The sequence below is a fragment of the Microcoleus sp. PH2017_24_DOB_U_A genome (assembly GCF_020738205.1).
GTDB lineage: Bacteria > Cyanobacteriota > Cyanobacteriia > Cyanobacteriales > Microcoleaceae > Microcoleus.
Genome location: NZ_JAEQCT010000071.1, coordinates 54581 through 76937, shown reverse-complemented (window position 1 = coordinate 76937; position 22357 = coordinate 54581). Strand labels below are relative to the sequence as shown.

18 protein-coding genes are annotated in these 22357 nt (G+C 46.4%); 13 read left to right on the top strand and 5 right to left on the bottom strand.

The window, feature by feature from the left end:
- Positions 1–55 precede the first annotated feature (55 nt).
- On the top strand, positions 56–1945 hold the full coding sequence (locus JGK07_RS20460; RefSeq protein WP_293242708.1) for a DUF1565 domain-containing protein: 1890 nt from the start codon (positions 56–58) through the stop codon (positions 1943–1945).
- 755 nt (positions 1946–2700) lie between these two features.
- Here JGK07_RS20460 and JGK07_RS20455 read toward each other — a convergent pair.
- Positions 2701–3549 (bottom strand): peptidoglycan-binding protein, encoded by an 849-nt coding sequence (locus JGK07_RS20455; protein WP_293231112.1) that lies wholly within the window; start codon positions 3547–3549, stop codon positions 2701–2703.
- 126 nt (positions 3550–3675) lie between these two features.
- Here JGK07_RS20455 and JGK07_RS20450 point away from each other — a divergent pair, with 126 nt between their 5' ends.
- Positions 3676–5595 carry an SdrD B-like domain-containing protein gene (locus tag JGK07_RS20450; protein WP_293211137.1) on the top strand — a complete coding sequence of 640 codons (1920 nt, stop codon included), beginning with the start codon at positions 3676–3678 and terminating at the stop codon, positions 5593–5595.
- 1054 nt (positions 5596–6649) lie between these two features.
- Positions 6650–9127 (top strand): SdrD B-like domain-containing protein, encoded by a 2478-nt coding sequence (locus JGK07_RS20445; protein ID WP_293231115.1) that lies wholly within the window; start codon positions 6650–6652, stop codon positions 9125–9127.
- 443 nt (positions 9128–9570) lie between these two features.
- Here JGK07_RS20445 and JGK07_RS20440 read toward each other — a convergent pair whose 3' ends face one another.
- Positions 9571–10599, bottom strand: a complete 1029-nt coding sequence (locus JGK07_RS20440) for a hemerythrin domain-containing protein (protein ID WP_293225401.1) — start codon at positions 10597–10599, stop codon at positions 9571–9573.
- A gap of 319 nt (positions 10600–10918) precedes the next feature.
- Between JGK07_RS20440 and JGK07_RS20435 the strand changes: the two genes are divergently transcribed.
- The 4 genes from JGK07_RS20435 to JGK07_RS20420 all read left to right on the top strand — a co-directional run bounded on the left by JGK07_RS20435 (position 10919) and on the right by JGK07_RS20420 (position 14559).
- Positions 10919–12184, top strand: coding sequence for a pitrilysin family protein (locus JGK07_RS20435; RefSeq protein ID WP_293189760.1), 1266 nt, complete (start codon positions 10919–10921; stop codon positions 12182–12184).
- Between the two features lie 244 nt (positions 12185–12428).
- Positions 12429–12560 (top strand): hypothetical protein, encoded by a 132-nt coding sequence (locus JGK07_RS20430; RefSeq protein WP_293175745.1) that lies wholly within the window; start codon positions 12429–12431, stop codon positions 12558–12560.
- 7 nt (positions 12561–12567) lie between these two features.
- On the top strand, positions 12568–13836 hold the full coding sequence (locus JGK07_RS20425; protein WP_293175853.1) for a pitrilysin family protein: 1269 nt from the start codon (positions 12568–12570) through the stop codon (positions 13834–13836).
- Between the two features lie 96 nt (positions 13837–13932).
- Positions 13933–14559: a Uma2 family endonuclease gene (locus JGK07_RS20420; RefSeq protein ID WP_293175747.1), complete on the top strand. Its 627-nt coding sequence runs from the start codon at positions 13933–13935 to the stop codon at positions 14557–14559.
- A 14-nt stretch (positions 14560–14573) separates the two neighbouring features.
- Here JGK07_RS20420 and JGK07_RS20415 read toward each other — a convergent pair whose 3' ends face one another.
- Complete coding sequence (locus JGK07_RS20415) at positions 14574–14885, bottom strand: DUF1272 domain-containing protein (protein WP_293175749.1); 312 nt, start codon at positions 14883–14885, stop codon at positions 14574–14576.
- 35 nt (positions 14886–14920) lie between these two features.
- Positions 14921–15301: a hypothetical protein gene (locus tag JGK07_RS20410; protein WP_293175751.1), complete on the bottom strand. Its 381-nt coding sequence runs from the start codon at positions 15299–15301 to the stop codon at positions 14921–14923.
- A gap of 84 nt (positions 15302–15385) precedes the next feature.
- Here JGK07_RS20410 and JGK07_RS20405 point away from each other — a divergent pair, with 84 nt between their 5' ends.
- The 6 genes from JGK07_RS20405 to JGK07_RS20380 all read left to right on the top strand — a co-directional run bounded on the left by JGK07_RS20405 (position 15386) and on the right by JGK07_RS20380 (position 20773).
- Positions 15386–15520 (top strand): hypothetical protein, encoded by a 135-nt coding sequence (locus JGK07_RS20405; protein WP_293175753.1) that lies wholly within the window; start codon positions 15386–15388, stop codon positions 15518–15520.
- Between the two features lie 15 nt (positions 15521–15535).
- Positions 15536–15700 (top strand): helix-turn-helix transcriptional regulator, encoded by a 165-nt coding sequence (locus JGK07_RS20400; RefSeq protein WP_293175755.1) that lies wholly within the window; start codon positions 15536–15538, stop codon positions 15698–15700.
- A gap of 409 nt (positions 15701–16109) precedes the next feature.
- A complete protein-coding gene (locus tag JGK07_RS20395; RefSeq protein ID WP_293175757.1) occupies positions 16110–17930 on the top strand; it encodes an efflux RND transporter periplasmic adaptor subunit in 1821 nt (606 codons plus the stop codon).
- Between the two features lie 303 nt (positions 17931–18233).
- Positions 18234–19499 carry an ABC transporter permease gene (locus JGK07_RS20390; RefSeq protein WP_293175759.1) on the top strand — a complete coding sequence of 422 codons (1266 nt, stop codon included), beginning with the start codon at positions 18234–18236 and terminating at the stop codon, positions 19497–19499.
- Positions 19500–19555: 56 nt separating this feature from the next.
- A complete protein-coding gene (locus tag JGK07_RS20385; protein ID WP_293291023.1) occupies positions 19556–19825 on the top strand; it encodes a DUF2442 domain-containing protein in 270 nt (89 codons plus the stop codon).
- 120 nt (positions 19826–19945) lie between these two features.
- Entirely contained in the window at positions 19946–20773 is an 828-nt protein-coding gene (locus JGK07_RS20380) for a methyltransferase domain-containing protein (protein WP_293175763.1), read from the top strand.
- Between the two features lie 11 nt (positions 20774–20784).
- Here JGK07_RS20380 and JGK07_RS20375 read toward each other — a convergent pair whose 3' ends face one another.
- The gene (locus JGK07_RS20375) at positions 20785–22248 is read right to left on the bottom strand and encodes a class I SAM-dependent methyltransferase (RefSeq protein ID WP_293225399.1); all 1464 of its coding nucleotides are present in this window, start codon (positions 22246–22248) and stop codon (positions 20785–20787) included.
- Positions 22249–22357 lie beyond the last annotated feature (109 nt).

Sequence of the window (22357 nt, the reverse complement as noted above, 5' to 3'; positions counted from 1 at the left end):
ATTTCAAGAAAACAAAGCATAATAGAGCAAACTCGATAAAAGTGGAATCCTTAAGTTGCCTACCACACTTCGGAGGAAAGCCGTTAGGTTAGCAGGACAAAACAAAAGATTAACAGCAGAAAACCCCAGCAGGTGGGTGACATTAAACTGCGATCGCGCAAACCCGACACGAAACACGGGATGCGAAATTTGGCTCAAAGATAAATTGTGTTTTTTTATGATCCTAAATTCCAAACAGAGCAAGTGCAAAAAAAGTCGATTGCCAAGCAAGAGTTTAAGTTCTTGCCTGCTCCTCGTCTTTGCCAGCACGGCTTTTTGCCACCCTCAATCCTCGGCGATCGCTGTCGAGACCGGCTCCGTGCAGCTACTTTCCCAAGCGCCAGACAGCGACATTAACATACTCTACGTGAGTTCCAGCGGTGGCAGCGACACAGCAGGTAATGGCAGCGATGGAGCGCCGTTCAAAACCCTCACCTACGCCCTCAGCGTCGCCCCGCCGAAAACCGCGATTTTACTAGCGCCCGGTACTTACAGCGCTCAAAGCGGCGAAAAATTTCCATTAATGCTCAGGCCCAGCGTGACTGTTCAAGGAAATCCCAACACTCGCGGCCAAAATATTGTCATCAAAGGCGGAGGAGAGTTTATCAGTCCGACTTCGGCTGGTCAAAATATCGCGATTTTAGGCGCAGACGGGGCCGGACTCAGCGGGGTGACGGTAACAAATACCAACTATCGCGGTTACGCTTTGTGGATCGAATCGAGTTCTCCGACGGTTGTTAACAATACTTTTTCAGGTAGCACTCACGACGGCATTTCGGTAGTTGGTACTGGAAGGCCGACGATTGGCGGGAATTTTTTCTCGAAAAATGGAGCTAACGGGATTACGATTTTTGGGGAGTCTCGCCCGGAAGTTCGAGATAATGTGTTTGAAGACACCGGATTTGGGGTGAATGTCGCCCAGAACGCTTCGCCTTTGTTAATCGGCAACAAAATTACTCGGAATAAAGACGGCGTGGTGGTGCAAGCTGATGCCAGACCGATACTTCGCAACAATTATATCGAAAGCAATCGCCGAGATGGAATTGTGGCGATATCCAGAGCTCTGCCAGATTTGGGAACTTCGGCGGAACCGGGGGGGAATGTGATTCGCAATAACGGCCAGTACGATATAAACAATGCGGCGAAAGGTCAAGTCATCCCCGCTTACGGCAATCAATTGTTGAGCAATCGGACGACGGGATCGGTTGATGTGGCGGGAACTTTTAGCCCGCCTCCACCCATTGCGGGAACTGCTTTGCAGCTAAGGGTCGATCGACCTTCGAGTATCGGCGGCCCAGAAACTTCTCTCCCTGCTTACACTCCCGGGCGGCTAACTCCCAGAGTTGAAAGAGCGCCAATTGCGCCACCAGCGCCAGTTTCCAGGCGACCGGCACCGGCCAGCACTCAGTTGCGGCCTCTGCTTCCTCCGAGAAACGCCGATTCTGCTGCTGAAGGAACAGGGGCGATCGCAATTCCTGTACCCGATCCAGATGCTAGATCGGTTCTAGAAAGTTCGGTACAGCAACCAATGATTCCGCCTAATTTTGATAGTTCGAGTGCGGTTACTTCTGAGGGTAAATTGCCGGTTCCGGGCCGCAACATTCCTCTAGGAAGGGGTGGCTACGTACCTGCTGGTTTAGGGGGGAATTCTCTGCCCGATTCCGAGAGTTCGCCGAGGCTCGATCGAGCTTCTGCTTTAGGTTTCCGGTATCGAGTTGTGGTGGATGCCGAGAGTTCGGGCGATCGACAAAAAATGCTATCTTTGGTTCCCGATGCTTTTCGGACTTTTACCAACGGGCGATCGGTGATTCAAGCTGGTGTTTTTCAAGAACGCGAAAAAGCTGAAGAATTGCTACAAATTCTCACCGCTAATGGCTTGAATGCTCGGATCGAAGATATCAAATGACAGTTGACAGTTGACAGTTGTCAGTTGTCAGTTGATATCTTCCAAAAATAACTAGGACGGGCAAGATGCCCGTTCCAAAAAAAATGTTTTTTCTTGTGAAACGGGCATCTTGCCCGTTCCAAAATTTTATTAAAAGAACTTTTGCAAGAGGTCTATTAGTTTGTCAACTGTCCACTACCAACTGTCAACTGTCAACTGTCAACTGTCAACTATTTTAGGGCCTAGCATATCGGATGCCAGACCCTAAAACATTTGTGAGTTAAATTGATTCAAGTGGGTTTTTAGCTCTGCTGAAATTCAGCAAACAACTACTACTAAGGTGGACTTTTTGGCAACTGCTCTGCGATCGAGCTAGCTATTAGCGGAGCCTATTCAGACTTCTGTGTTTGATTGTGCGATCGCAATTTTAACTTGATAACTGTCGATTTCTCAAATCGCCTCAAGCTATTTCACAAATTCCGAGCGCAATATCAACCTTTCTTTTATCTGCTAATAAACTACACGATTCAGGCGTTGCCTGCGAACTAGAGCCGAGCGGGACAAACACTCTAATTCAAATTTTTTATCCAAGTTTTTTGTGCTGCTTGGTTTCTGCCCCTCATGTATTTAAACTAACACCAATTCTGCACTAACTCTACTTTGTTTACGAAACTTGACACTTTTTGACGCACCGAAATACTTCAGAAATCGATTATTAACAATTTGTACGATCGCCAGATCTCCCAATGTGCATATCCGGCAAGATTTGTTTGCTCTCAACGCAGCAGGGCTTCCCAAGTAGCGCGGCCGACAATGCCGTCTGCTGGTAGTTGATATTTTCGTTGAGCAGCCTTGACAGCAACTTCAGTTTCGCGCCCGAACACGCCGTCAGCACTCGCGCGCAAAAATCCCTTGGCCCTCAGTCGCTCTTGCAACTCTCTGACTGCCGGCCCCCGCATTCGTCTTCTCAAAACAGGAAAATTGGTGGGCTGCGGTTGAGGGCTAATCTCCGAGTTTTCGGGGGTTGCAGGAGCGTTGGCGATCGGCTTTTCAACACTAGCCTCTGGAGTCGCTGGAAACAGCCGGTTCCAAGTATTTTGACCGACTATGCCGTCTGGGGCGATGCCTGCTGCTTCCTGAAACTGAGACACAGCTCTAGCGGTGCTTTGCGAGAAAATCCCGTCTACCTCGCCGTTATAAAATCCCAATAATTTAAGAGCAGCTTGGAGTTCGGTAACATCTGAGCCGCGACTGCCGATTTTGAGCGCGGGGCGGACGATCGCACCTGTTTGGGCGATCGGGCTGTTATTATTGCCTGGTTCAGATGTTGGTAGCTGTGCATTAGCAGGAGTAGAGGCGATCGCGCCCAGTGCCAATAAACCGCACAAACTCCAGCCGAGGAGTAAACTCGGAACTTCGCGGGCTTTATTCCAGCTTGCTGTCAGGTTTTGGGACATGGGAAATTCGACCGATACAAAACTTGGTAGCGATCGTACATCAAATCTGGCAAAAATTGGGCGGAGCGAAGCGGAGGGATGGGGCATGGGGCATGGGGCATCGGGCATGGGGCATGGGGCATCGGGCATCGGGCATCGGGCATCGGGCCCTCTGGGCCCAGAGGGCATTTTTGATTCCCAGTCCTTCCCTTTGATAAAAAAATTAATCCCCTAAAATAGCTGCAATTGGCAAAAAAACTGCTAGATTGCCGTAGAGCAAAGATTAAACCGCGTTCATTGGGCCCCACCAACACCATGACCGAATCCAGCAACCCCACCAGAACCGCTAGCCAAATAGACATCGGCAATGTCAACATCGGCAACTTCCAAGTCGGCAGCATCAGCGGCAACAAATACAACGACTTCAACGCCAACGGGCGGCCCGACGGCAGTGATGTGCCAATTCCCAACTGGCAAATCTACCTCGACCTCAACAACAACAACCGGATCGACGGCGGTGAACCTTCGACCCTCACCAACGCCCAAGGCAACTACATCTTTGCCAACCTGCCACCGGGAACTTATCAAGTTAGGGAAGTCCAGCAGCCGAACTTTCGCCAAACTACCCCGAATCCCGCACCCATAACAATAACCAGCGGGACAAATGCTAGCAATATTAATTTTGGCAATAATTTCAACGCTGGGACGATCGCAGGTACAAAATTCAACGACATCAACAGCAATGCTCGCCTCGATCCGGGGGAACCGCCCCTAGCTAACTGGCAGATTTACCTCGACCTCAACCGCAACAATCGGCTAGACGGTGGCGAACCTTCTACTATTACAAACCTTCAAGGGAATTACGCTTTTGTCAATATTCCTGCAAATACATATTTGGTGAGAGAAGTCCAGCAACCGGGTTTTCGCCAAACTACCCCCGACCCGGGCCCGGTTAACGTTACTTCCAATGTGACCACCACAGATATTAACTTTGGCAATGTGTTTTTTGTCGGCAGCATCAGCGGTCTCAAATACAATGACCTCAATGCCAACAGTGTCCGAGACGCGACAGATCCGCCTCTGGTTAACTGGCAAATTTACCTCGACCTCAACGCCAACAACAGGTTAGATCCGGGGGAACCCAATACCATCACAAACCCCCAAGGCAACTACACTTTTGCCAATGTTTCCCCGGGCCGGTATTTGGTGAGGGAAGTTCAGCAACCGGGATGGATACAGACTACGCCAAATCCAGGGTCGATCGACATTACGGGCAATACCAACGCTGTCGGGGTCAATTTCGGCAACAATTTCCCCACCGGCAGCATCAGCGGCTTTAAGTTCAACGACCTCAACGCTAACGGTGTCAACGAACCGACTGAACCGAGAGTTGCCAACTGGCCGATTTACCTCGACACCAACAACAACAATGTCCGAGATCCCAACGAACCTTCGACTTTAACAAACCCCCAAGGTAATTTCTCTTTTATCAACTTGCCCCAAGGCATTTATTCGGTGAGGGAAGTCCCGCAGCCCGGTTTCCGACAAACTACGCCAAATCCGACTCCGATCGCCGTGGGTAACGGCACAAATGCCACCAATCTCAGCTTTGGCAACGTGTTGGTGACTGGTACGATTAGCGGTGTGAAATTTAACGATTTTAACGCCAACGGTCGCCTAGACCCCGGGGAACCGCCGATCGCCAATACCCAAATTTACATTGACCTCAATAACAACAGCCGTTTAGATCCGGGCGAAGCCAGTAACTTTAGCGACAGTCAGGGCAATTACAGTTTCCGCAATGTTCCGGTAGGTAGTTACATCATTAGGGAAGTTCCGCCGCCCGGTTTCATTCAAACAACTCCGCCTGCGCTGGTAGTTGTCTCGGCAGATGTTCGGGCTAGCAGCATCGATTTGCTGACTGGAGATCCTGAAAGTCGTAGCGTAGCGGGGCGTAAGCCATCGGCTAAATCCTTGAAAGGCGACCCGCTGACGGATGCTAGCTATGGGGGCGAACCTGTAGGCAATATGGGGGCGGATACCTCGCTGGCGATCGCGGGTCGCGATAGTTATCAAATTAGCGATCTTTTGCTCGATCGACCTGCCGCGAATGTAGGCAATCTTCCTAACTTTGGGCAACAAAATGTCATTTGGGAGCCTAGTCCACAAATCGCCGGATTTGTCAAGACCAATGAATTAATTAATTGGGATCTGGAAACTCGTTCGGGTAGGTGATTTAGTTTTGAATAAAGCTCGATCGCCCGGAATGCCAAACTGCAAATAAAAATCAGGAACAGATTAAAGGGCGATCGCGTGATACCCTATTCTTGGCAGCGTCCAAGACTCAAGCGTAAGTTCCGGGAACCCCGAAGCTGGCTTGTTGTATATTGGGTGAAATATTTCAGAGGCTGTTGATACAAAGTAAATGATTTTCTAGAAACTTCTTGAATAATTAGGTAAAAGCTGGTAGTGTAGATTGAGAAAAAAAATGCTTTAGCGACTAAAACAGCTAAGAGCATGGTCACTTTGAGTCATTATCGTTTCCAGGAAATGTTGAAGCATCAAGCTGTTAAATATGGCAGTTTTGTAGTAGGCATAACGGAAGAATACATATCAAAAACCCGTTCAAAGTGTGGACATAAATTCAAATGGCGCTTTCAATATCTTGTTGAAAGCTTTGAGAGATACCTCCTTGACAGGAGAGCTTGCAGCTTTTTCTGTCTTGCCATACACGGTAGTATCAGGCTTAGTCCTGGATTTGCCGGGTTAAATGTATCTGTAGCATTGAGCGTAAGTCAGAAACTATCAGACAGTTCCCCTAACCCCGATCGGCATATTTTCAGGGAAAGCAAATCATATCCAGTCCGGTAGCTCGATCGGTCTAAAGCTTGTTGTGAAGAGCTTGTTGTGAAGAGGCAATCCCAGAGCCTGCGATCGTCTGTTTACAGCAAACCATGACAAACCTGAACGATGCCGCCCGACTTGCGATCGGCTGGAGCACTCAATCAAGGCCTTTTTAGAGCTCAAACCAGCAAGTATGTACGGAGAGAGAAGGCGTGCAAATCTTAAAGATGTTGCCCTCAAATTGCCAGGGCTCTTCAAAACCTGATATACTGGCCAGCGACAAAGCTTGAGGCATTGTTGTGTGAGATGGGGAACATTACCTCAAGCACAGACGTATGTAAAATCGAGTGGCAATTGTCAGCGACTAGCAAAAACTACTCAGCTATTGACAAACCCATACAGTAGTCTGTAATTTACGTGGATTTAGGTGTGAAGGAGAGAAATCATGGCAAATTTAACTAGCGAAGAGCGGATTGCCCAGCAATTACAGGTTGGGAATACAGGCCCGGCAATTTTAGGTATCAAGTTCAATGACTTGAACGCGGATGGGATCAGACAGGCAAATGAACCAGGTCTGGCAAACATTCCCATTCTCCTCGAACCTGCGATCGGCAGCAACGGCCGATTAGATACAGGCGATATCTCCGTCCTTACAGACGCTAACGGAGGGTTCTCGTTCATAAATCTGGTTCCCGGCAACTACGTAGTCACAGAAACAACAGTACCGGCTGGTTTCCGTACCACGACTCCGAATCCCCTCGCTGTCACTGTTGGAAACACAAACACCAACGTTTTCTTTGGCAACACCCAGCTTGTGGGCAGCCGGATTGTTGGATGCAAATACTTAGACATAGATGCCGACGGCTTTCGAGACGGGAATGAACCGGGGATTAAAAATGTCAGGATATATCTTGATGGCAGCAACGGCAGCGTCCCCAACGGCCGATTAGATGCAGGGGAACTTAACACATTATCAGACAAAAATGGTTCGTGGTCGTTTAATGTAACACCTGGAACATACAGAGTTCGGGAAGAACGAGTCAACGGTATCAACGGAGAACCCCTAGAAAGAGATTTCCCCCAAAGCACCCCACCCAACAACATCCCTGTACTGGACGTAACCGTAGGCCCCGGTCAAACCTTTGCCTGCGCTCAAGTTGGCGACACTCCGCTGTATCAAATTGAAATTAACAAATTTCGGGACATAGACCGCAGTGGCACGCGAAATTTGGTCAATGGAGTTTTTGAACCCCCCATTGCTAACGTACCCTTCATTTTAGATTTGAACGGGAACGGTCGCTGGGATCAAGCCTCAGAACCCATCGCTATCACCGATGTAAACGGAGTTGCTACCTTCAGGGATTTGAGAGCTGCCAATTACTCTGTCTTGGAAATTTTTCCAGCGACACTGCCCGGTGGCGGTGCCCCAGGCAACCTCAATGCTCCAGTGGCAACTACTCCTAACCCCGCTCTGGTTTCGGCACCAGGCCCGCAAGCACGGTTCCAGGGTACGATCAGCAGAGAGCAACCGATCTTGGTAACAGATTCAACCTATACACTGAAACCAAACGACCCTAAATTCGTAGATACCAACCGCGACGGCGTTCAACAGGCTGGGGAAAGATCGATCGCGGCAACTGGCGAACGGCCGATTTTTGCCAACACACCTTTTCCTTTCCCAGCGACTAACCCCTCACCAGCAGTTACCTTTACTCCTGTGGGAGCTAATACTGGGAATGACACAAATTCTGGTGTCGGAAACACTCTACCTAACATCACTGTATTCAAATACAATGACCTGAACGGAAACGGTCGCTTCGAGCCAACTCAGGGTGAAGCACCAATTGCCGGTGTCTCTGTCTTCCTCGACACCAACAATAATGGGACTCCTGACGCCGGAGAACAACAAATACAGACGAATGCTCAAGGAAGAGGAGCATTTACCAACTTGCAACTGGGTAATTACACAGTGCGGGAAGTCGTACCGGCTGGTTTTTCGCCTTCGACAACTGCTGGTGTTCCGGTAACTCTGGGCCTTCAGGACGCTAACGTTACTTTTGCCAATACACCGAATAGCAACATCACTGGTTGCAAATTCGAGGACTTTAACTTGAATGGCTATCGAGACGGAAACGAACCGGCGATTAGCGGCGTTACTGTTTTTCTCGATACCAATAACAACGGCGCCCTGGATGCAGGGGAAGCAACTACCACTAGCGATCAGTTTGGTACTTTTGCTTTCAGAAATTTGCGTCCCGGTACTTACAACCTGCGAGAAGTACCTCCTCCTGGTTTCTTCCAGACGACTCAACCGCTCAATATCGTTTTGGGCCCCAATCAAACCTTTACTTGCGCTTTGATTGGCAACTCTCGCCGCTATGATTTGTTAGTTCCCAAATTCCGAGACGACAACCGCAACGGCATACAAGACTCGGGCGAACCTCGTCTTGCTAATGTTCCATTTACTTTGGATTTGAACCGGAACAATCGTTACGATGCCGCCACTGAGCCTTTGGTGAGAACGAACGCACAAGGGATTGCTCTATTCCCGAATTTGTTCCCGGCTACTTACTCGGTTTTGGAAGTTTTCGACGATCCGAACGTGCCCAACCCGTTCCCGATCCGGACAGGGCCTAATCCTGTTACCTTTAACGTACCGGGCCCAAATACTACGCCTTCGGCGCCAGTACCGACTCCAGCAAGAACTGCTTCTAGCCTCGATCCTCTGACTGAAGGTGGACTTGATGCTACGGTTAAGGCCAGCAGCATTGATACCAGCTTGATCGCCAATGAAAATGCAGGTATCAGCTTTGTTGATGACATGAGCTTGAGCCGCACAGCGAGTGCACTAACTGTAGTGTTGCCTGAAGATAAGAAGGATTTACTGTTAGGTGCTCCTGCTACTTCTCCGACTGGTTTCTAATCTGAAGTTGGGTCTCTAGTTTGAGACTCAACTATTAGTAATTAGCTAGTTTAAGCTGCACGTCAAACATTGTTTTGGGGTGCAGTTTACTTTTGTGCCGCACAAACTGTCTTTAGTCGTAGACTGCGATCGGCAAAAAGAACGATTCCCCGCCGCCACAAAACCTTTATTTATATCACAGGTAAAATTTTGCATCCCAACGGCGGATCTGTAGTTAATGGTTAGGAAGGACTAAATTCCTTACTACAAACCTTGTTTTTAAGAAGGACTAAATTCCTTACTACAAACCTTGTTTTTAAGTTTGTACTGAGGACTTTAGTCCTCATATTTCTTTTTTCCTGCTTTTTAAAATAGTAATCCCGCCATCTTGGTGGCGGGATTGATAGGTTGCAGTTGAGCTGTTTTCTAGCTTTAGCTAGAATTGAAATTAGCTCGCTGCTCAATTAGCTAATGCCAGCCATTTCTTGCTGAATTGTACTCTTGGCTTCTTTGAATTGAGTAGCCATTTGTTCCATTTGTGCTTCGCTCAGGTTGCGGCGAATTTGAGGGAACATATCGTTTTCTTCTTCCTTAACGTGATCCTGAACCGCTTTTTTTAGCTGTTGGATTTGAGCTTTGAAATCAGAAGAACTGGGGTTGAGAGCCTTGATTTGGGCGAGCATTTGCTTCATTGCTGCTTGCTCGTCGTACAGTTCTTGGGTATCGCTGTAGTAGCTGCGAACTGCGGGATAGACAATTTGTTCTTCGGCTTCTGCATGAACGCTTAAGTCTTTGTAAAGTTGACCGAAGAATTCTTGCAGTTTTTGAGGATTGTCGGTTTTTTCGATTTCCATGAATATGGTATCGACTTTGCGGTGATCCATGGAGATGATTTCGGTGATGTTCATCTCCTCTTTGGTGCGGGTAACTGCACCACCGATAATGCCACTCATGGCCGCCATCGCATCTTGGACGCGGGCCCAAACGCCTTGATCGGGGTCTTTTCCGGTGAGTTCGCGCACTCCTAAAATTTCGAGAACTCCTTTGAGTTGTTCTTGGTGGGCGCGGTTTTCAAAGTTAACTGTGTTGAGGGGAGTAATGGCGGCTTCGATGTCGGCGCCAACTACTTGAGCGGCTTTGTGAATTAACAAGCCGGCCATTGTTTGTTTGTGTTTGAGCAGTTCGTGCTGACCGACTTTTTCAAACATTGTGAGTTCAGAACCTTCCATGAGTTTCTGAATTTCTTCGATCATTTTTGTGGTGGTTTCTTTGGGTTCGGATTGAATCCCGTATTGGACGATCGTGGTTTCCAATACGCCCATGTTTTTGCGATCGTCCTCCAGCATATCCCGGAAGCGATCGCACAGTTCGGAGTCGTTGCAGGAATTGATGAACAATTGCTCGTTGGCGATCAGCAGGTTTTGCAGTGCTTTCATGTCTGCTAATTTCATCGCGATCGCTTGGCGCTTGGTATCTTCAAGGGTAGCTACCATCTGTCGTTTCTCCTCTCGATGTCTTTAGTGTTCTTACATCTTTTAATTTATGGAAATATTCTGATTACTCCCTCTTTCTCCCGACTGATTCATTAATATCCCGCGCAACCTATTGACTTTTAAACCAAGAAATGGTAAGTAATTAAGGCTAAGGTCGTTTTAAAAAAAGCAAAAATTACTTCCTGAATGACCACAACCCACAGACAACAGCCCACTGACAACTGACAACTGACTTTTGTATCAATTAATCCCGATCGCACATCAGTAAAGCGCTACTATAGTTGAAGCCGAAGTTAACTGAAGTTTAAGAATAACTAGCTTGTCTCAACTGCTCACTGCTTTAGAGTTCCCAGCCAAGGTCTGGAAGCTGCACAATGGGTTAACGGTCATTCACCAGCGGATTTCGGCCACACCGGTGGTTGCGCTAGACGTGTGGGTGAGGGCTGGCGCTACGAAGGAGCCGGATTCTTGGTCGGGAATGGCTCATTTTCTAGAACACATGATATTTAAAGGGACGGATGCGATCGCCCCTGGAGAATTTGACCAAGTAATCGAAAATCGCGGCGGTGTCGCCAACGCAGCTACAAGTCACGACTACGCCCATTTTTATGTCAACGCTGGGGCAGATTATTTAGCAGAAACGGCGCAGCCACTGGCAGAATTGCTGTTGCGTGCTGGGATTCCCGATGCGGAATTCGATCGCGAACGAGATGTGGTGCTCGAAGAAATCCGACAATCTCAAGACGATCCCGATTGGCTGGGTTTCCAAGCAATGATGGAAACAGTCTACCAGCGACATCCCTACAGGCGATCGGTACTCGGTACGGAAGAGTTGCTGATGTCGCGAACTCCCCACGAAATGCGCTGTTTTCATCGATCGCACTATCAGCCGGAAAATATGACTGTGGTGATAGTCGGGGGAATTGAGGAAGAAGAAGCCAGAGATATCACAGGGAAAGCATTCGATCGGTTTTCTGACAGGTGGGATTGTCCTAAATTTGTCGCCGAAGCCGAACCGCCGTTAGTAGAAATTCGCCGTCAGGAACTCTGTCTTCCTCGATTGGAACAAGCGCGACTGATGATGGCGTGGACTGGGCCGGGAGTCGATCACTTGCAAAGTGCTTGCGGCTTGGATTTGATCTCTGTGTTGCTCGCAGATGGGCGGAGTTCGCGTTTAGTCCGGGAACTGCGGGAAGAATTACAATTGGTACACGCGATCGAAAGCTCTTTCTCGCTACAACGGGAATCGAGTTTGTTTACGATTAGTGCTGTCTTGGAAGCCGAGGATCTAGAAGAGGTGGAATCTCGAATTTGCGATCGGCTTTGGGAATTGCAATCTGAGCTGGTTTCGGAGACAGAACTGATGCGCTGCAAGCGTTTGCTGTGCAACGACTTTGCTTTCTCCCTCGAAACGCCGGGACAGTTAGCTGGTCTTTACGGATATTACAGTACGATCGCCACTGCCGAATTAGCGCTCAGCTATCCTACCAGGATTCAGTCATTTAAGCCATCAGACCTCCAGCGCCTAGCTCAACAATATCTCTCACCCCGGCGCTACGCGGCTGTGGCGATCAAGCCAGTCTGATGGTTAAGCTGGTCAATATCAATATCTTTGCTAACGGATAAATCTTGGTTTGTCCGGTGTTTTCTGTGTTTGGCCCGCACCCTAGGGGATAGATTTTGTTACATTTAGTATGATCGTGCATCAAGCTCTGCTCGGTCTGACAGCATACAAAATGCAAATGGAAAATAGCAAAATGGCGATCGATTCAGTTGACAGTTGACAGTTGACAGTTGACAGCACTTGACGAAGGAAGAAGATTGGAGTAATGAATAGTCTGATTTTAATTTCTCCCAATCAAGGTTCCGGCTTTCAACCAATTATTTCTGGTAATTACCAATTACCCATTACCAATTACCCATTACCGATTCCCCATTACCGATTCCCAATTACTAACTAAATTAATGATGAAAAATGAAATTCAGCGCACGGTTTTAGACAACGGTATGGTTGTCTTAGCATCAGAAAATCCAGCAGCAGATATTATTGCAGCTAGGATATTCCTGCGCGCCGGTAGCCGCTGCGTACAGCCGGAACAAGCAGGATTGTGTCACTTGCTGTCGGCGGTAATGACTAAGGGAACCGATCGCCTGTCTTCGCTAGAAATTGCCGAACGTGTAGAATCGGTAGGAGCGAGATTGAGTACCGACTCGACTACAGACTATTTTTTAGTGAGTTTGAAGACGGTTGTTGCCGATTTTCAGGACATTTTGGAGTTGGCTGCGGAATTGATGCGATCGCCCACTTTCCCGGAAGCTGAAGTCGAACTCGAACGCCGCATTGCGATATCGGCAATTCGATCGCAACAAGAACAACCATTTGCGATCGCCTTCGAGCAATTGCGACACGCCATGTATCAGGAACATCCCTATGCTTTCTCCACCTTGGGCACGGAAGCTACGATGTCAAAGCTCACCAGAAACGAGCTCGAACAGTTCCACAAAACCTATTTCCGTCCCGATAATGTGGTTATTTCGGTAGCCGGCAGAATATCTACCGAAGATGCGATCGCCCTGATCGATCGTACATTTGGTGACTGGAAAGCGCCTTTAACACCCCTCCCAACTTTAACCGTTCCCCCCCTCAAAGCCTCCCCGCAATCCGTGGCTAAGGCGCAAGATACCCAGCAATCAGTGATTATGCTGGGCTACCTCGCGCCCTCGGTCAAAAATCCCGACTATGCAGCGATTAAGTTACTGAATACCTATTTGGGTAACGGTTTGTCGAGTCGGTTGTTTGTGGAATTGCGGGAAAAGCGGGGCTTAGCTTACGATGTTTCGGCACTCTACGCGACGCGCCTGGACACGGCTCAGTTTGTAGCGTACATGGGTACAGCACCCGAAAATACGGTGACTGCTTTTGAAGGATTGCGTACAGAAGTCGATCGACTCGCCAACACCCAACTAAGCGAAGAAGAATTGCAAGCTTGCAAGAATAAAATGCTCGGTCAATATGCTTTAGGAAAACAAACCAATTCGCAAATTGCCCAAGTTTTAGGTTGGTACGAAATCCTGGAATTGGGAATTAAATTTGACGAGCAGTTTCAAGCAGAAATTGCGGCAGTTACTGCTGCTGAAGCTAGGGAAGCTGCTCACAAATACTTCGTCGAACCGTATATTTCTTTGGTGGGCCCGGAGGCGGCGATTACAGAGTTGGGCGTGGCTGCTGTTTGTTAAGGAGGAAATGGGCGATCGAACTTTTCACAAGTTCGATCGATCTAACCAGTTTGTCCATCTGATAGACTAAAGGAATTGATTGGGCTAAGTTGAGCTATGACCATTGCGATCGACCAACCAATACAACAGAAACCACTCAGCTTTGACGAGTTTATCGCCCGTTATGGTGGCGATAATCGCTATGAGCTGATCGATGGAGAGGTATTCGACTTGGAACCCACAGGCCCCCATGAGGAGGTTGCAGCCTTCATTACCACAAAAATATGTGTCCAGATCGACGGAACAGGCTTACCTTGGTTTGTCCTTCAGCGGGGACTATTGCGCCCTTCAAATATTGGTATGACAGCATTTCGACCTGATGTTGCAGTTGTCGATCGAAATGAACTTACTAAAGAACTGCTTTGGTCTGGTGAGTCGATTCTAACACTGGGCAGTTCGATTAAATTTGTGGCGGAAGTTGTTAGTAGTAACTGGCAAAATGACTATTCTCGTAAAGTTGAAGACTACGCAGTTTTAGGTATTCCTGAATATTGGATTGCGGACTACGCAGGATTAGGTGGTACTCAACACATTGGAAAGCCTAAAAAACCCACCCTTTCTATTTGCACTTTAGTGAATGGGGAATATCAAATTCAACAGATTCGGGGCAATCAGACCATCGTCTCTCTAACTTTCCCAGACTTAAAACTGACTGCTGAACAGGTTTTGATGGCTGGCAGGTAAAATCATTAAATGCCTTACCGCTTTTCCGGAGCTAAGCTGCCAATTACCGCCACAAGCTTTGCATAAGCCTCTAGATCCACTGGCCTGTATTTGACTTTGGCGATCGCCGGATCGTTGCTAAGATAGTTGTTGTCTCTCCAGTTTTTTGATGGCCTGATTGGTCTCAGAACAAAGCCACCACCACAATTCGGACAAATATTTTTACCCAAAATGCTCTCCACACAGGTAGCGCAAAAAGTGCATTCATAGGTACAGATGCGTGCATCAAGCGAGTCTGGTGGCAACGCCTTGTTGCAATGCTCACAGGTTGGTCTGAGTTCGAGCATATTTTCTCCTATTTGTGACGGCTTTATAACTCTTTCTAGGAATATGTAACCGATGTTTCGCGTTGCGGTGTCATAGATGAAAAGGTTCCTTCACTATAAACGCAGAACAGGGGTGGACGGCGATCGTTTGGTTTCCAGCCGTTAGCAATACCATGCAAGATAGCTGTCCGAGCAAATTTGCTAGTGACGATCCAGGCTGCTTTGTGCAAATGGAACACATTACCGCCATCGGTTAAATGGAAACCGTTGATTGGCAACCACGGATAACGCATGATAACAATTAACTGCTCGCCAGATGAAACACTCCCTTGCAAAGTCAAGTAGTCGTCGTCAAAAGAAGGGCGGAAATGCCAACGGAATTCTTGCCCTTCAACATTGATGGTGCGGAAACCTTTTTTCTTCTTAGGGTAAGTCATAGCAACTGTTACCTCGAATGACGATCTTCGCCATAATTATATCAGATATGATATAATATGACACGGATATAGAGGACTAATGTTATGGATCAAGCGAAAAAGAAGCGTCTAGAAGATCGAGGCTGGAAAATCGGATCTGCCTCGGAATTCTTAGAACTTTCACCAGAGGAATCGACCTTAATTGAGATTAAGTTAGCCCTCAGTCTTAATCTCAATTAAGGTCGGCAAAAATTGATGACACAGGCAGAGTTAGCCGATAAAATCAACTCCAGTCAACCTCGTATTGCCAAGGCTGAAAATGGCGAAGATTCGGTTTCTATTGAACTGTTAATACGCGCAATCCTGGCAACAGGTGCAACGCCTCAAGATATAGGGAAAATTATTGCTCAAGCAGGATAGAAATGATGGCGCAGGTTTCGAGCATATAATTGACTATCGGTAATATCAGGTCGTGAGTTGATGACTCCTTCACTTTGCCAGTAAGCAACAAGTTCTGCTCCAGTTTTAGGTGGGTTACTCAGAACTTCTCTGATCGATAAAACACGTAGTATGTACTCAGATAAAGGTAGGTTTAGTCGTAAGGCTTCAGTAGATAGTTGACTTTCTAACTCCGGCGGTAACTCTAATTGAATGCTCATGTCTGCGTTCCTCATCGATCGAGATTCTCAATTGATCGTAGCTGATTTCATTATTATCCAAAATAATCCGACACAACACCACAACCAAAAAAAATTAGCCAGACTTAAATTGAACCTTTTCGGTTCCCGATCGGTCAAAATGAAGCAGACGCCCGATCGGTCTAACTTATATGTACTTCCTAAAGCAGTTTCAGATTAAAAAAGGGCTGACTCCCTGGTTAAGCGGACTCCTCGCTGCCTCCCTACTCGCCGGAGTCGGCTACACAGCTTACAGCCAACTCGCAGTCAAATCGCGCCGTGAAAGCAGACGCAAGGAAAAAACCGTTGCTGTAGAAAGGGTGAATTTGCCGATCGCCATTTCCGCAAATGGCACAATAGTACCCGAAAGGAGTGTTAACGTCAGCCCCAAAACTTCAGGAGTGCTCAAAACTTTACTGGTTAAAGAAGGAGACACTGTTAAAACAGGGCAGATTCTCGCCCAAATGGATGACTCCAACCTGCAAGGACAATTGACTCAAAATCGCGGACAACTCGCCTCAGCCGAAGCCAACTTGCAAAAATTACTCAATGGTAATCGAGTCGAAGATATTGCAGTAGCAAAGGCTCAATTAGCTGAACAACAAGCCAGTTTGGAAAAATTACTTAACGGTAATCGCACTCAGGATATTGCCGCCGCCCAAGCCCAAGTAAATGAACAACAAGCAAACCTGCAAAAATTGCTCAATGGGAATCGCAGTCAAGATATTGCAGCAGCAAAGGCCCAATTAGCAGAACAACAAGCAACTCTTCAAAAATTGCTCAAGGGCAATCGCCCTGAAGATATTGCCCAAGCGCAAGCTAAACTTAGGGATGCTGAATATGCCAAAAAACAAGCAGAAGAAGACTTTCAAAGAAATCAGGAACTCTACACATCGGGGGCCATTTCTCTTCAAATTGTGAATACTTCTCGCACCGCGCGCGATCGAGCTCAAACTCAAGTCAGACAAGCTCAACAAGCTGTAGCTTTGTTGCAAGCTGGTTCGCGCCCGGAAGACATCGCTGCTGCGCGGGCCGCAGTTGAACAAAAACAGCAAGCTTTGGCGCTAATTCAAGCTGGTGCTCGCCCGGAAGATATTGCGGCTTCCGCAGCAGCAGTCGAGCAAAAACGGCAAGTTTTGGCAGGAGTGCGATCGGGGGCGCGATCCGAAGACATCGCCGCTTCCGAAGCCGCAGTGGAGCAAAAACAGCAAGCTTTGGCACTAATTCAAGGTGGTGCTCGGCCGGAAGAAATTGCGATCGCCCGGGCTCAAGTTCTCTCGGCTAAAGGTAGTCTCCAAACAGTCCAAGCGTTGATTAATGATACGAAAATTCGCGCTCCTTTCAGCGGTACTGTCACCCGCAAATATGCCGATCCAGGAGCTTTTGTGACACCGACAACAGCAGGTAGTGCGGTGACATCGGCAACTTCTTCTTCGATTTTGTCTTTAGCTTCAAAAAATCAGGTTGTGGCGAATGTGGCAGAAAGTAATATTGCTCAAATCCGCCTCGGCTTAAATGCGTCTATTCAAGCTGATGCTTATACGGGAAAGACTTTTACTGGGAAAGTTAATCAAATTTCACCTCAGTCAATTGTCCAGCAAAATGTTACCAGTTTTGAGGTAAAAGCTTCAATTCTTGATGATGCTAAAAAACTATTGCGATCGGGAATGAATGTGAATGTGGAGTTTAAGGCGGGTGAGTTGAAGGATGTTTTAGTTGTACCGACTGCGGCGATTGTTCGTCAAAAAAAGGAAACGGGAGTGTTTGTGACTGGTGGTGAAGATGGGAAGCCTTTGTTTGTGCCGATTAAGACGGGGATGACGGTTGATGATAAGACGGAAGTGCGATCGGGCTTGAAGGGAAATGAAAAGGTTTTTATTAGTTTCCCCCCTGGCTTGCGGCCTAAATCTCAAACTCCATCATCGGGTGGAATTCCAGGTTTGCAGCCGGGTGGTGGAAGTCGTTTGCGTTAGATCGGATATTTTGCACTATTTGGAATAATCTTTTCTGGGCGGGCTAGAAGCCCACCCCACAAGCAGAAAATTGATCTATTGTGGAACAGGCATCTTGCCTGTTCATAAAAAGAGATATTTTGCACTATTTGCAATAATCTTTTCTGGGCGGGCTAGAAGCCCACCCCACAAGCAGAAAATTGATCTATTGTGGAACAGGCATCTTGCCTGTTCATGAAAAAGTACAAGATTTGAGTAGTAGAAATTTGCCCGCTCAATAACAAATAACAAATAACAAATAACAAATAACAAATAACCGATAACATGAAATTAAAGACTCCCCCAGTTATTAACAAAATCTCGAACGTTCAAATTATGTTCATGGCGACTGAGGCGCTGTGGAATAATAAGTTGCGTACCAGTTTGACGATGCTGGGCGTAATTATTGGCATATCTTCGGTGATTGCGATTACTTCCGTGGGCCAGGGTGTACAAAAGTCTACTGAGGAACAGTTGAAGGCTTTGGGTACTAATGTGCTGTTGGTTTTATCGGGTGCTTCGCGATCGGGCGGTGTTAGTCAGGGTAGTGGTTCTGCTTCTACTGTGACATGGGATGACGCTAGGGCGATCGGCAAACAAGCACCGGCAGTTAAGGCGATTTCGGCGTTTTTGCAGCGCCAAGTGCAAGTTGTTTATGGCGGACAAAATTCATCTACTTTTATATTAGGAACTGATTTAAATTACCCCGATGTGAAGAACATTCAACCTCAAGCAGGACGGTTTTTTAATGAGGATGAATTGAATGCTGCTGAACCAGTTGTTGTCCTTGGTTCTAAGGTGCGAGACGAGCTTTTTGGAGTTGGTGCTAATGCCCTATCAGCCGATGTTCGCATTCAGGGAGGGCGCTACAAGGTAATAGGAGTGATGGAACCCAAGGGTTCGGTAGGGGGTACGGATCAGGACGATCGCGTGTATATTCCCCTGAAAAATATGTCAGCTCGAATTGTGGGTAGAAATTCTTTGGCTGGAATTGCCATCTCTGGTTTTTGGTTACAAACTACGGGGGAATCGGATTTAGCTGATGCTCAATTTCAAGTAGAAAATATCATGCGTTTGCGCCACAATATCTATCCGCCACAACCGGATGATTTTCGAGTGATTAATCAAGTTGATATTGTGAATACTTTCAGCAATGTGGTAGGTTTGTTTACAGTGATGGTAGTGGCAATCGCCGGAATTTCCCTGGTAGTTGGCGGCATCGGGATTGCTAATATTATGTTGGTGTCAGTTGTGGAGCGCACTAAGGAAATCGGGATTCGCAAAGCTGTAGGTGCTACCAATGCAGCTATTTTGATTCAATTCATGGCTGAATCGATTTTAGTTTCGACTGTGGGCGGTACGGCTGGTATTGGGTTGGGAATTGCGATCGCCTTTGGGGCCGCGACAGCATTTAGTTTTCCGTTTGTAATTTCAGTATGGTCGATCGCAGCCGGTTTTGGACTATCCTTTACAGTAGGCTTATTGGCTGGAGTATTGCCGGCACGGAATGCCGCTCGCTTAGATCCGATCGCAGCTTTGCGGAATGATTGAAGTTAGTGGCGATGGTCTGTCATTGTGCTATTATTTCTACTACAATAATCCTCATTATGAAACCTGAGCGCATTGTTTCTGCTAAAGTTATTGACGATAATACCTTGATGGTTAAGTTTGCTAATCTTGAAATCAAAAAATATGACATCTCTAAGTTATTAGAGAATCCGATGTTTGCGACGTTACGTAATCCTGGGTTTTTCAGAAACTTTAAAATTGAGCCTGGTGGTTATGCACTGGTTTGGAATGAAGATATCGATCTCAGTGAATATGAAATTTGGCAGAATGGAATTACTTGCACGGATGCGGAAATTGAGTGGATGTAACAGTATGTAAACAGGCTTAAGTCAGCCAGTAGAAAGCATTTGGACACTTTACAATCGTTTACATAGTTGTGTTTTAAAGCGCCGACTTACTTACATTAAATCTATTCATCATTTTGCTCTATGAACAACCAACCTAAATTAGACAAATACAAGCAAGAAATCGCAGATTTGTACACCCGCAGAAGTCAAAATTATGACAATAGCGATTGGCATTTGCAGATTGCTCAGCGTCTCGTTGAATACGGGCGAGTCAGTCGCGGACAGCAGGTTTTAGACATTGCAACGGGAACGGGTCATGTGGCGATCGCAGCCGCTCAAATTGTCGGTACTGAAGGTCTAGTTATTGGCGTAGATATTTCGCATGGAATGCTCGATGTAGCCAGAAAAAAAGCTCTCGAATTAAAGCTTAATAATACAGAATTTTTGCTAAGGGATGCCGAAAATATCGACTTACCACGTAATGTTTGCGATCGCATTTTTTGCTCTTCAGCCTTCATTTGGATGTCTAATCTGCACGCAGCCCTCACTCACTGGCATCGATTTCTCAAACCAGGAGGAATAATTGGCTTTCATGCCTTTGCCGACACCGCTTTTGTAGGCGGAGTTGTGACGCAGAAAGTAGCCGAAAAATACGGCATTTCCTTCAATATGAGCAAACCCACAGGCACTGTTGAAAAATGCCGAAACCTGCTCGAAAAAGCAGGATTTAAACAGATAGAAATTAAAATCGAACAAGATGGCAGCTATATCAGTTTAGAAAAAGCAAAAGCAATGTGGGCCGGAAATTCTCATCCCGCCCCTGGACAATATCCGCCGCCGTTATCAACACTTTCAACCGAGCAATTAGCACAAGCCAAGGCCGAATTTGAAGCAGAAATAGAAGCATTGCAAACCCAGCAAGGAATTTGGAACGATATCACCACTTTTTACGTATTCGGTCAAAAATAGCAGAACTATACTCATCCGCGTGCATCTGCGGTTACAAACTCCGAATCTGCCAGCAGTGCCAGATTCAGACAATTTAAGACACTCGATTTGATCGGACGCTTTTCATCCCAAAATACGATCGCAGAATAAAACTTAATTGCAGCCGATGAATTCAAAAGCTCAAAAGTTTGACGTGCAACTCCCTCATCATCAAAACTTAGGAAGTAAACAGTATCATCAAAAACTACAGGTTTATTAGCGATTTCGCCGATTAACCTAAACTCCAATTTTTTATAAAGCCCGCCGATCGCAATTTTCCAAGGTTTGAAGGTATAATCGCCCACTCCAAAAATCGCAAATCTAGGGTTATTTTCATAAATTTTGCTTTTTCGATTATCTAGATATTGCCCGCGAGACTCCAGATATCGCCCCGTTTTAGGGGCAATTTTTTGGATATTTTCCGTTGATTCCCCGATATTTTTTTGAGTAATTAGCATATAGCGATCGGTAGCATTAATTCGATTTTGAGCAACACCAGATCCTTTGATCATGGGAAACAGATAAGTTTCCTCAATATCAGCAACTTCTCCCAATTTATTTACAAAATAATTGTCAATTTTCTTAAATTCCATTACACTAGAACAGTTATGCTTTACACCCGATCGCCATTTTGTCCCTGAATCCACCGCATATAAATTACTCAATTTACTGAAAGCATCGATATCCTTAACCAAGAGATTATTATGATATCCAATTCGGTGACAGTCCGAAGTTTCTAAACTGCTAAATACATCACAGAAGTAGTTTCGCGAATAACTGTCAAATTTGCAAACTAACAAACAAGCATCAACATTTGCATCAAAATATTTTTTGGCATCTATTGTGTAAGTTGCACAGTCAGCGAGATAGAGTTTTTGAGAGTGAATGTAATTCAATAACTTTCTAGCAGTAGAAGTCTTGCAAAGCATGGCCAGATAAGCATCGCGCTTTTGCAGCCATTGCACCGCCTGAATCAGCATCCATTCTGAGATATCAAAGTTACTCTTACCTGTGAGAGCATCTAAGCCTTTGTGATTTTGAAAGTTGTTTTTTTTAGGTAAATTTTCGCTACCAAAAGTTCCTTGTTGTGAGTTTGTCACCCAAGGAAAATTGCCGAGTACAAGCAGTCTATCAGTGGATTGATTGATTAATAATTCCCAATCAAATTCAAAGAAATCTCCGTGCCAAATATCACATCTCTCATCCTGAAATAATTGGTTATTGAGTCTAATTTGTGTTAAGTAATTATGATTTATTTCAACCCCGATAATCTTGTCTGCGGATGGAAACGAAAGTGCAGCAGCTTGAATAAAATTACCGACACCGCACGTCGGCTCAATTATGGTGCGAGGATTGATATTAAGTTCTACTAATTTTCGACATACCATCTCGGCTAATGCCGGCGGTGTCTGAAAATCGCCATATTCTAGTTTTGTTTTGCGATCGTTGGAACTCATCGGTTAGATTTATAAACTGCGATAACGCCTTCCTGTTGTCCAGCGCGCTCAATGACTCTTCCATACTGAAGTCGCCACTGCAACGCATTAGAAATAGTCAAAAATCCTT

Excerpts from the sequence above, each read along its gene's own strand:
- JGK07_RS20455 (WP_293231112.1), bottom strand. The coding sequence starts at position 3,549 with ATGCCCTCTGGGCCCAGAGGGCCCGATGCCCGATGCCCGATGCCCGAT.
- JGK07_RS20450 (WP_293211137.1), top strand. The coding sequence starts at position 3,676 with ATGACCGAATCCAGCAACCCCACCAGAACCGCTAGCCAAATAGACATC.
- JGK07_RS20445 (WP_293231115.1), top strand. The coding sequence starts at position 6,650 with ATGGCAAATTTAACTAGCGAAGAGCGGATTGCCCAGCAATTACAGGTT.
- JGK07_RS20440 (WP_293225401.1), bottom strand. The coding sequence starts at position 10,599 with ATGGTAGCTACCCTTGAAGATACCAAGCGCCAAGCGATCGCGATGAAA.
- JGK07_RS20430 (WP_293175745.1), top strand. The coding sequence starts at position 12,429 with ATGAATAGTCTGATTTTAATTTCTCCCAATCAAGGTTCCGGCTTTCAA.
- JGK07_RS20425 (WP_293175853.1), top strand. The coding sequence starts at position 12,568 with ATGAAAAATGAAATTCAGCGCACGGTTTTAGACAACGGTATGGTTGTC.
- JGK07_RS20420 (WP_293175747.1), top strand. The coding sequence starts at position 13,933 with ATGACCATTGCGATCGACCAACCAATACAACAGAAACCACTCAGCTTT.
- JGK07_RS20415 (WP_293175749.1), bottom strand. The coding sequence starts at position 14,885 with ATGCTCGAACTCAGACCAACCTGTGAGCATTGCAACAAGGCGTTGCCA.
- JGK07_RS20410 (WP_293175751.1), bottom strand. The coding sequence starts at position 15,301 with ATGACTTACCCTAAGAAGAAAAAAGGTTTCCGCACCATCAATGTTGAA.
- JGK07_RS20405 (WP_293175753.1), top strand. The coding sequence starts at position 15,386 with ATGGATCAAGCGAAAAAGAAGCGTCTAGAAGATCGAGGCTGGAAAATC.
- JGK07_RS20400 (WP_293175755.1), top strand. The coding sequence starts at position 15,536 with ATGACACAGGCAGAGTTAGCCGATAAAATCAACTCCAGTCAACCTCGT.
- JGK07_RS20395 (WP_293175757.1), top strand. The coding sequence starts at position 16,110 with ATGTACTTCCTAAAGCAGTTTCAGATTAAAAAAGGGCTGACTCCCTGG.
- JGK07_RS20390 (WP_293175759.1), top strand. The coding sequence starts at position 18,234 with ATGAAATTAAAGACTCCCCCAGTTATTAACAAAATCTCGAACGTTCAA.
- JGK07_RS20385 (WP_293291023.1), top strand. The coding sequence starts at position 19,556 with ATGAAACCTGAGCGCATTGTTTCTGCTAAAGTTATTGACGATAATACC.
- JGK07_RS20380 (WP_293175763.1), top strand. The coding sequence starts at position 19,946 with ATGAACAACCAACCTAAATTAGACAAATACAAGCAAGAAATCGCAGAT.
- JGK07_RS20375 (WP_293225399.1), bottom strand. The coding sequence starts at position 22,248 with ATGAGTTCCAACGATCGCAAAACAAAACTAGAATATGGCGATTTTCAG.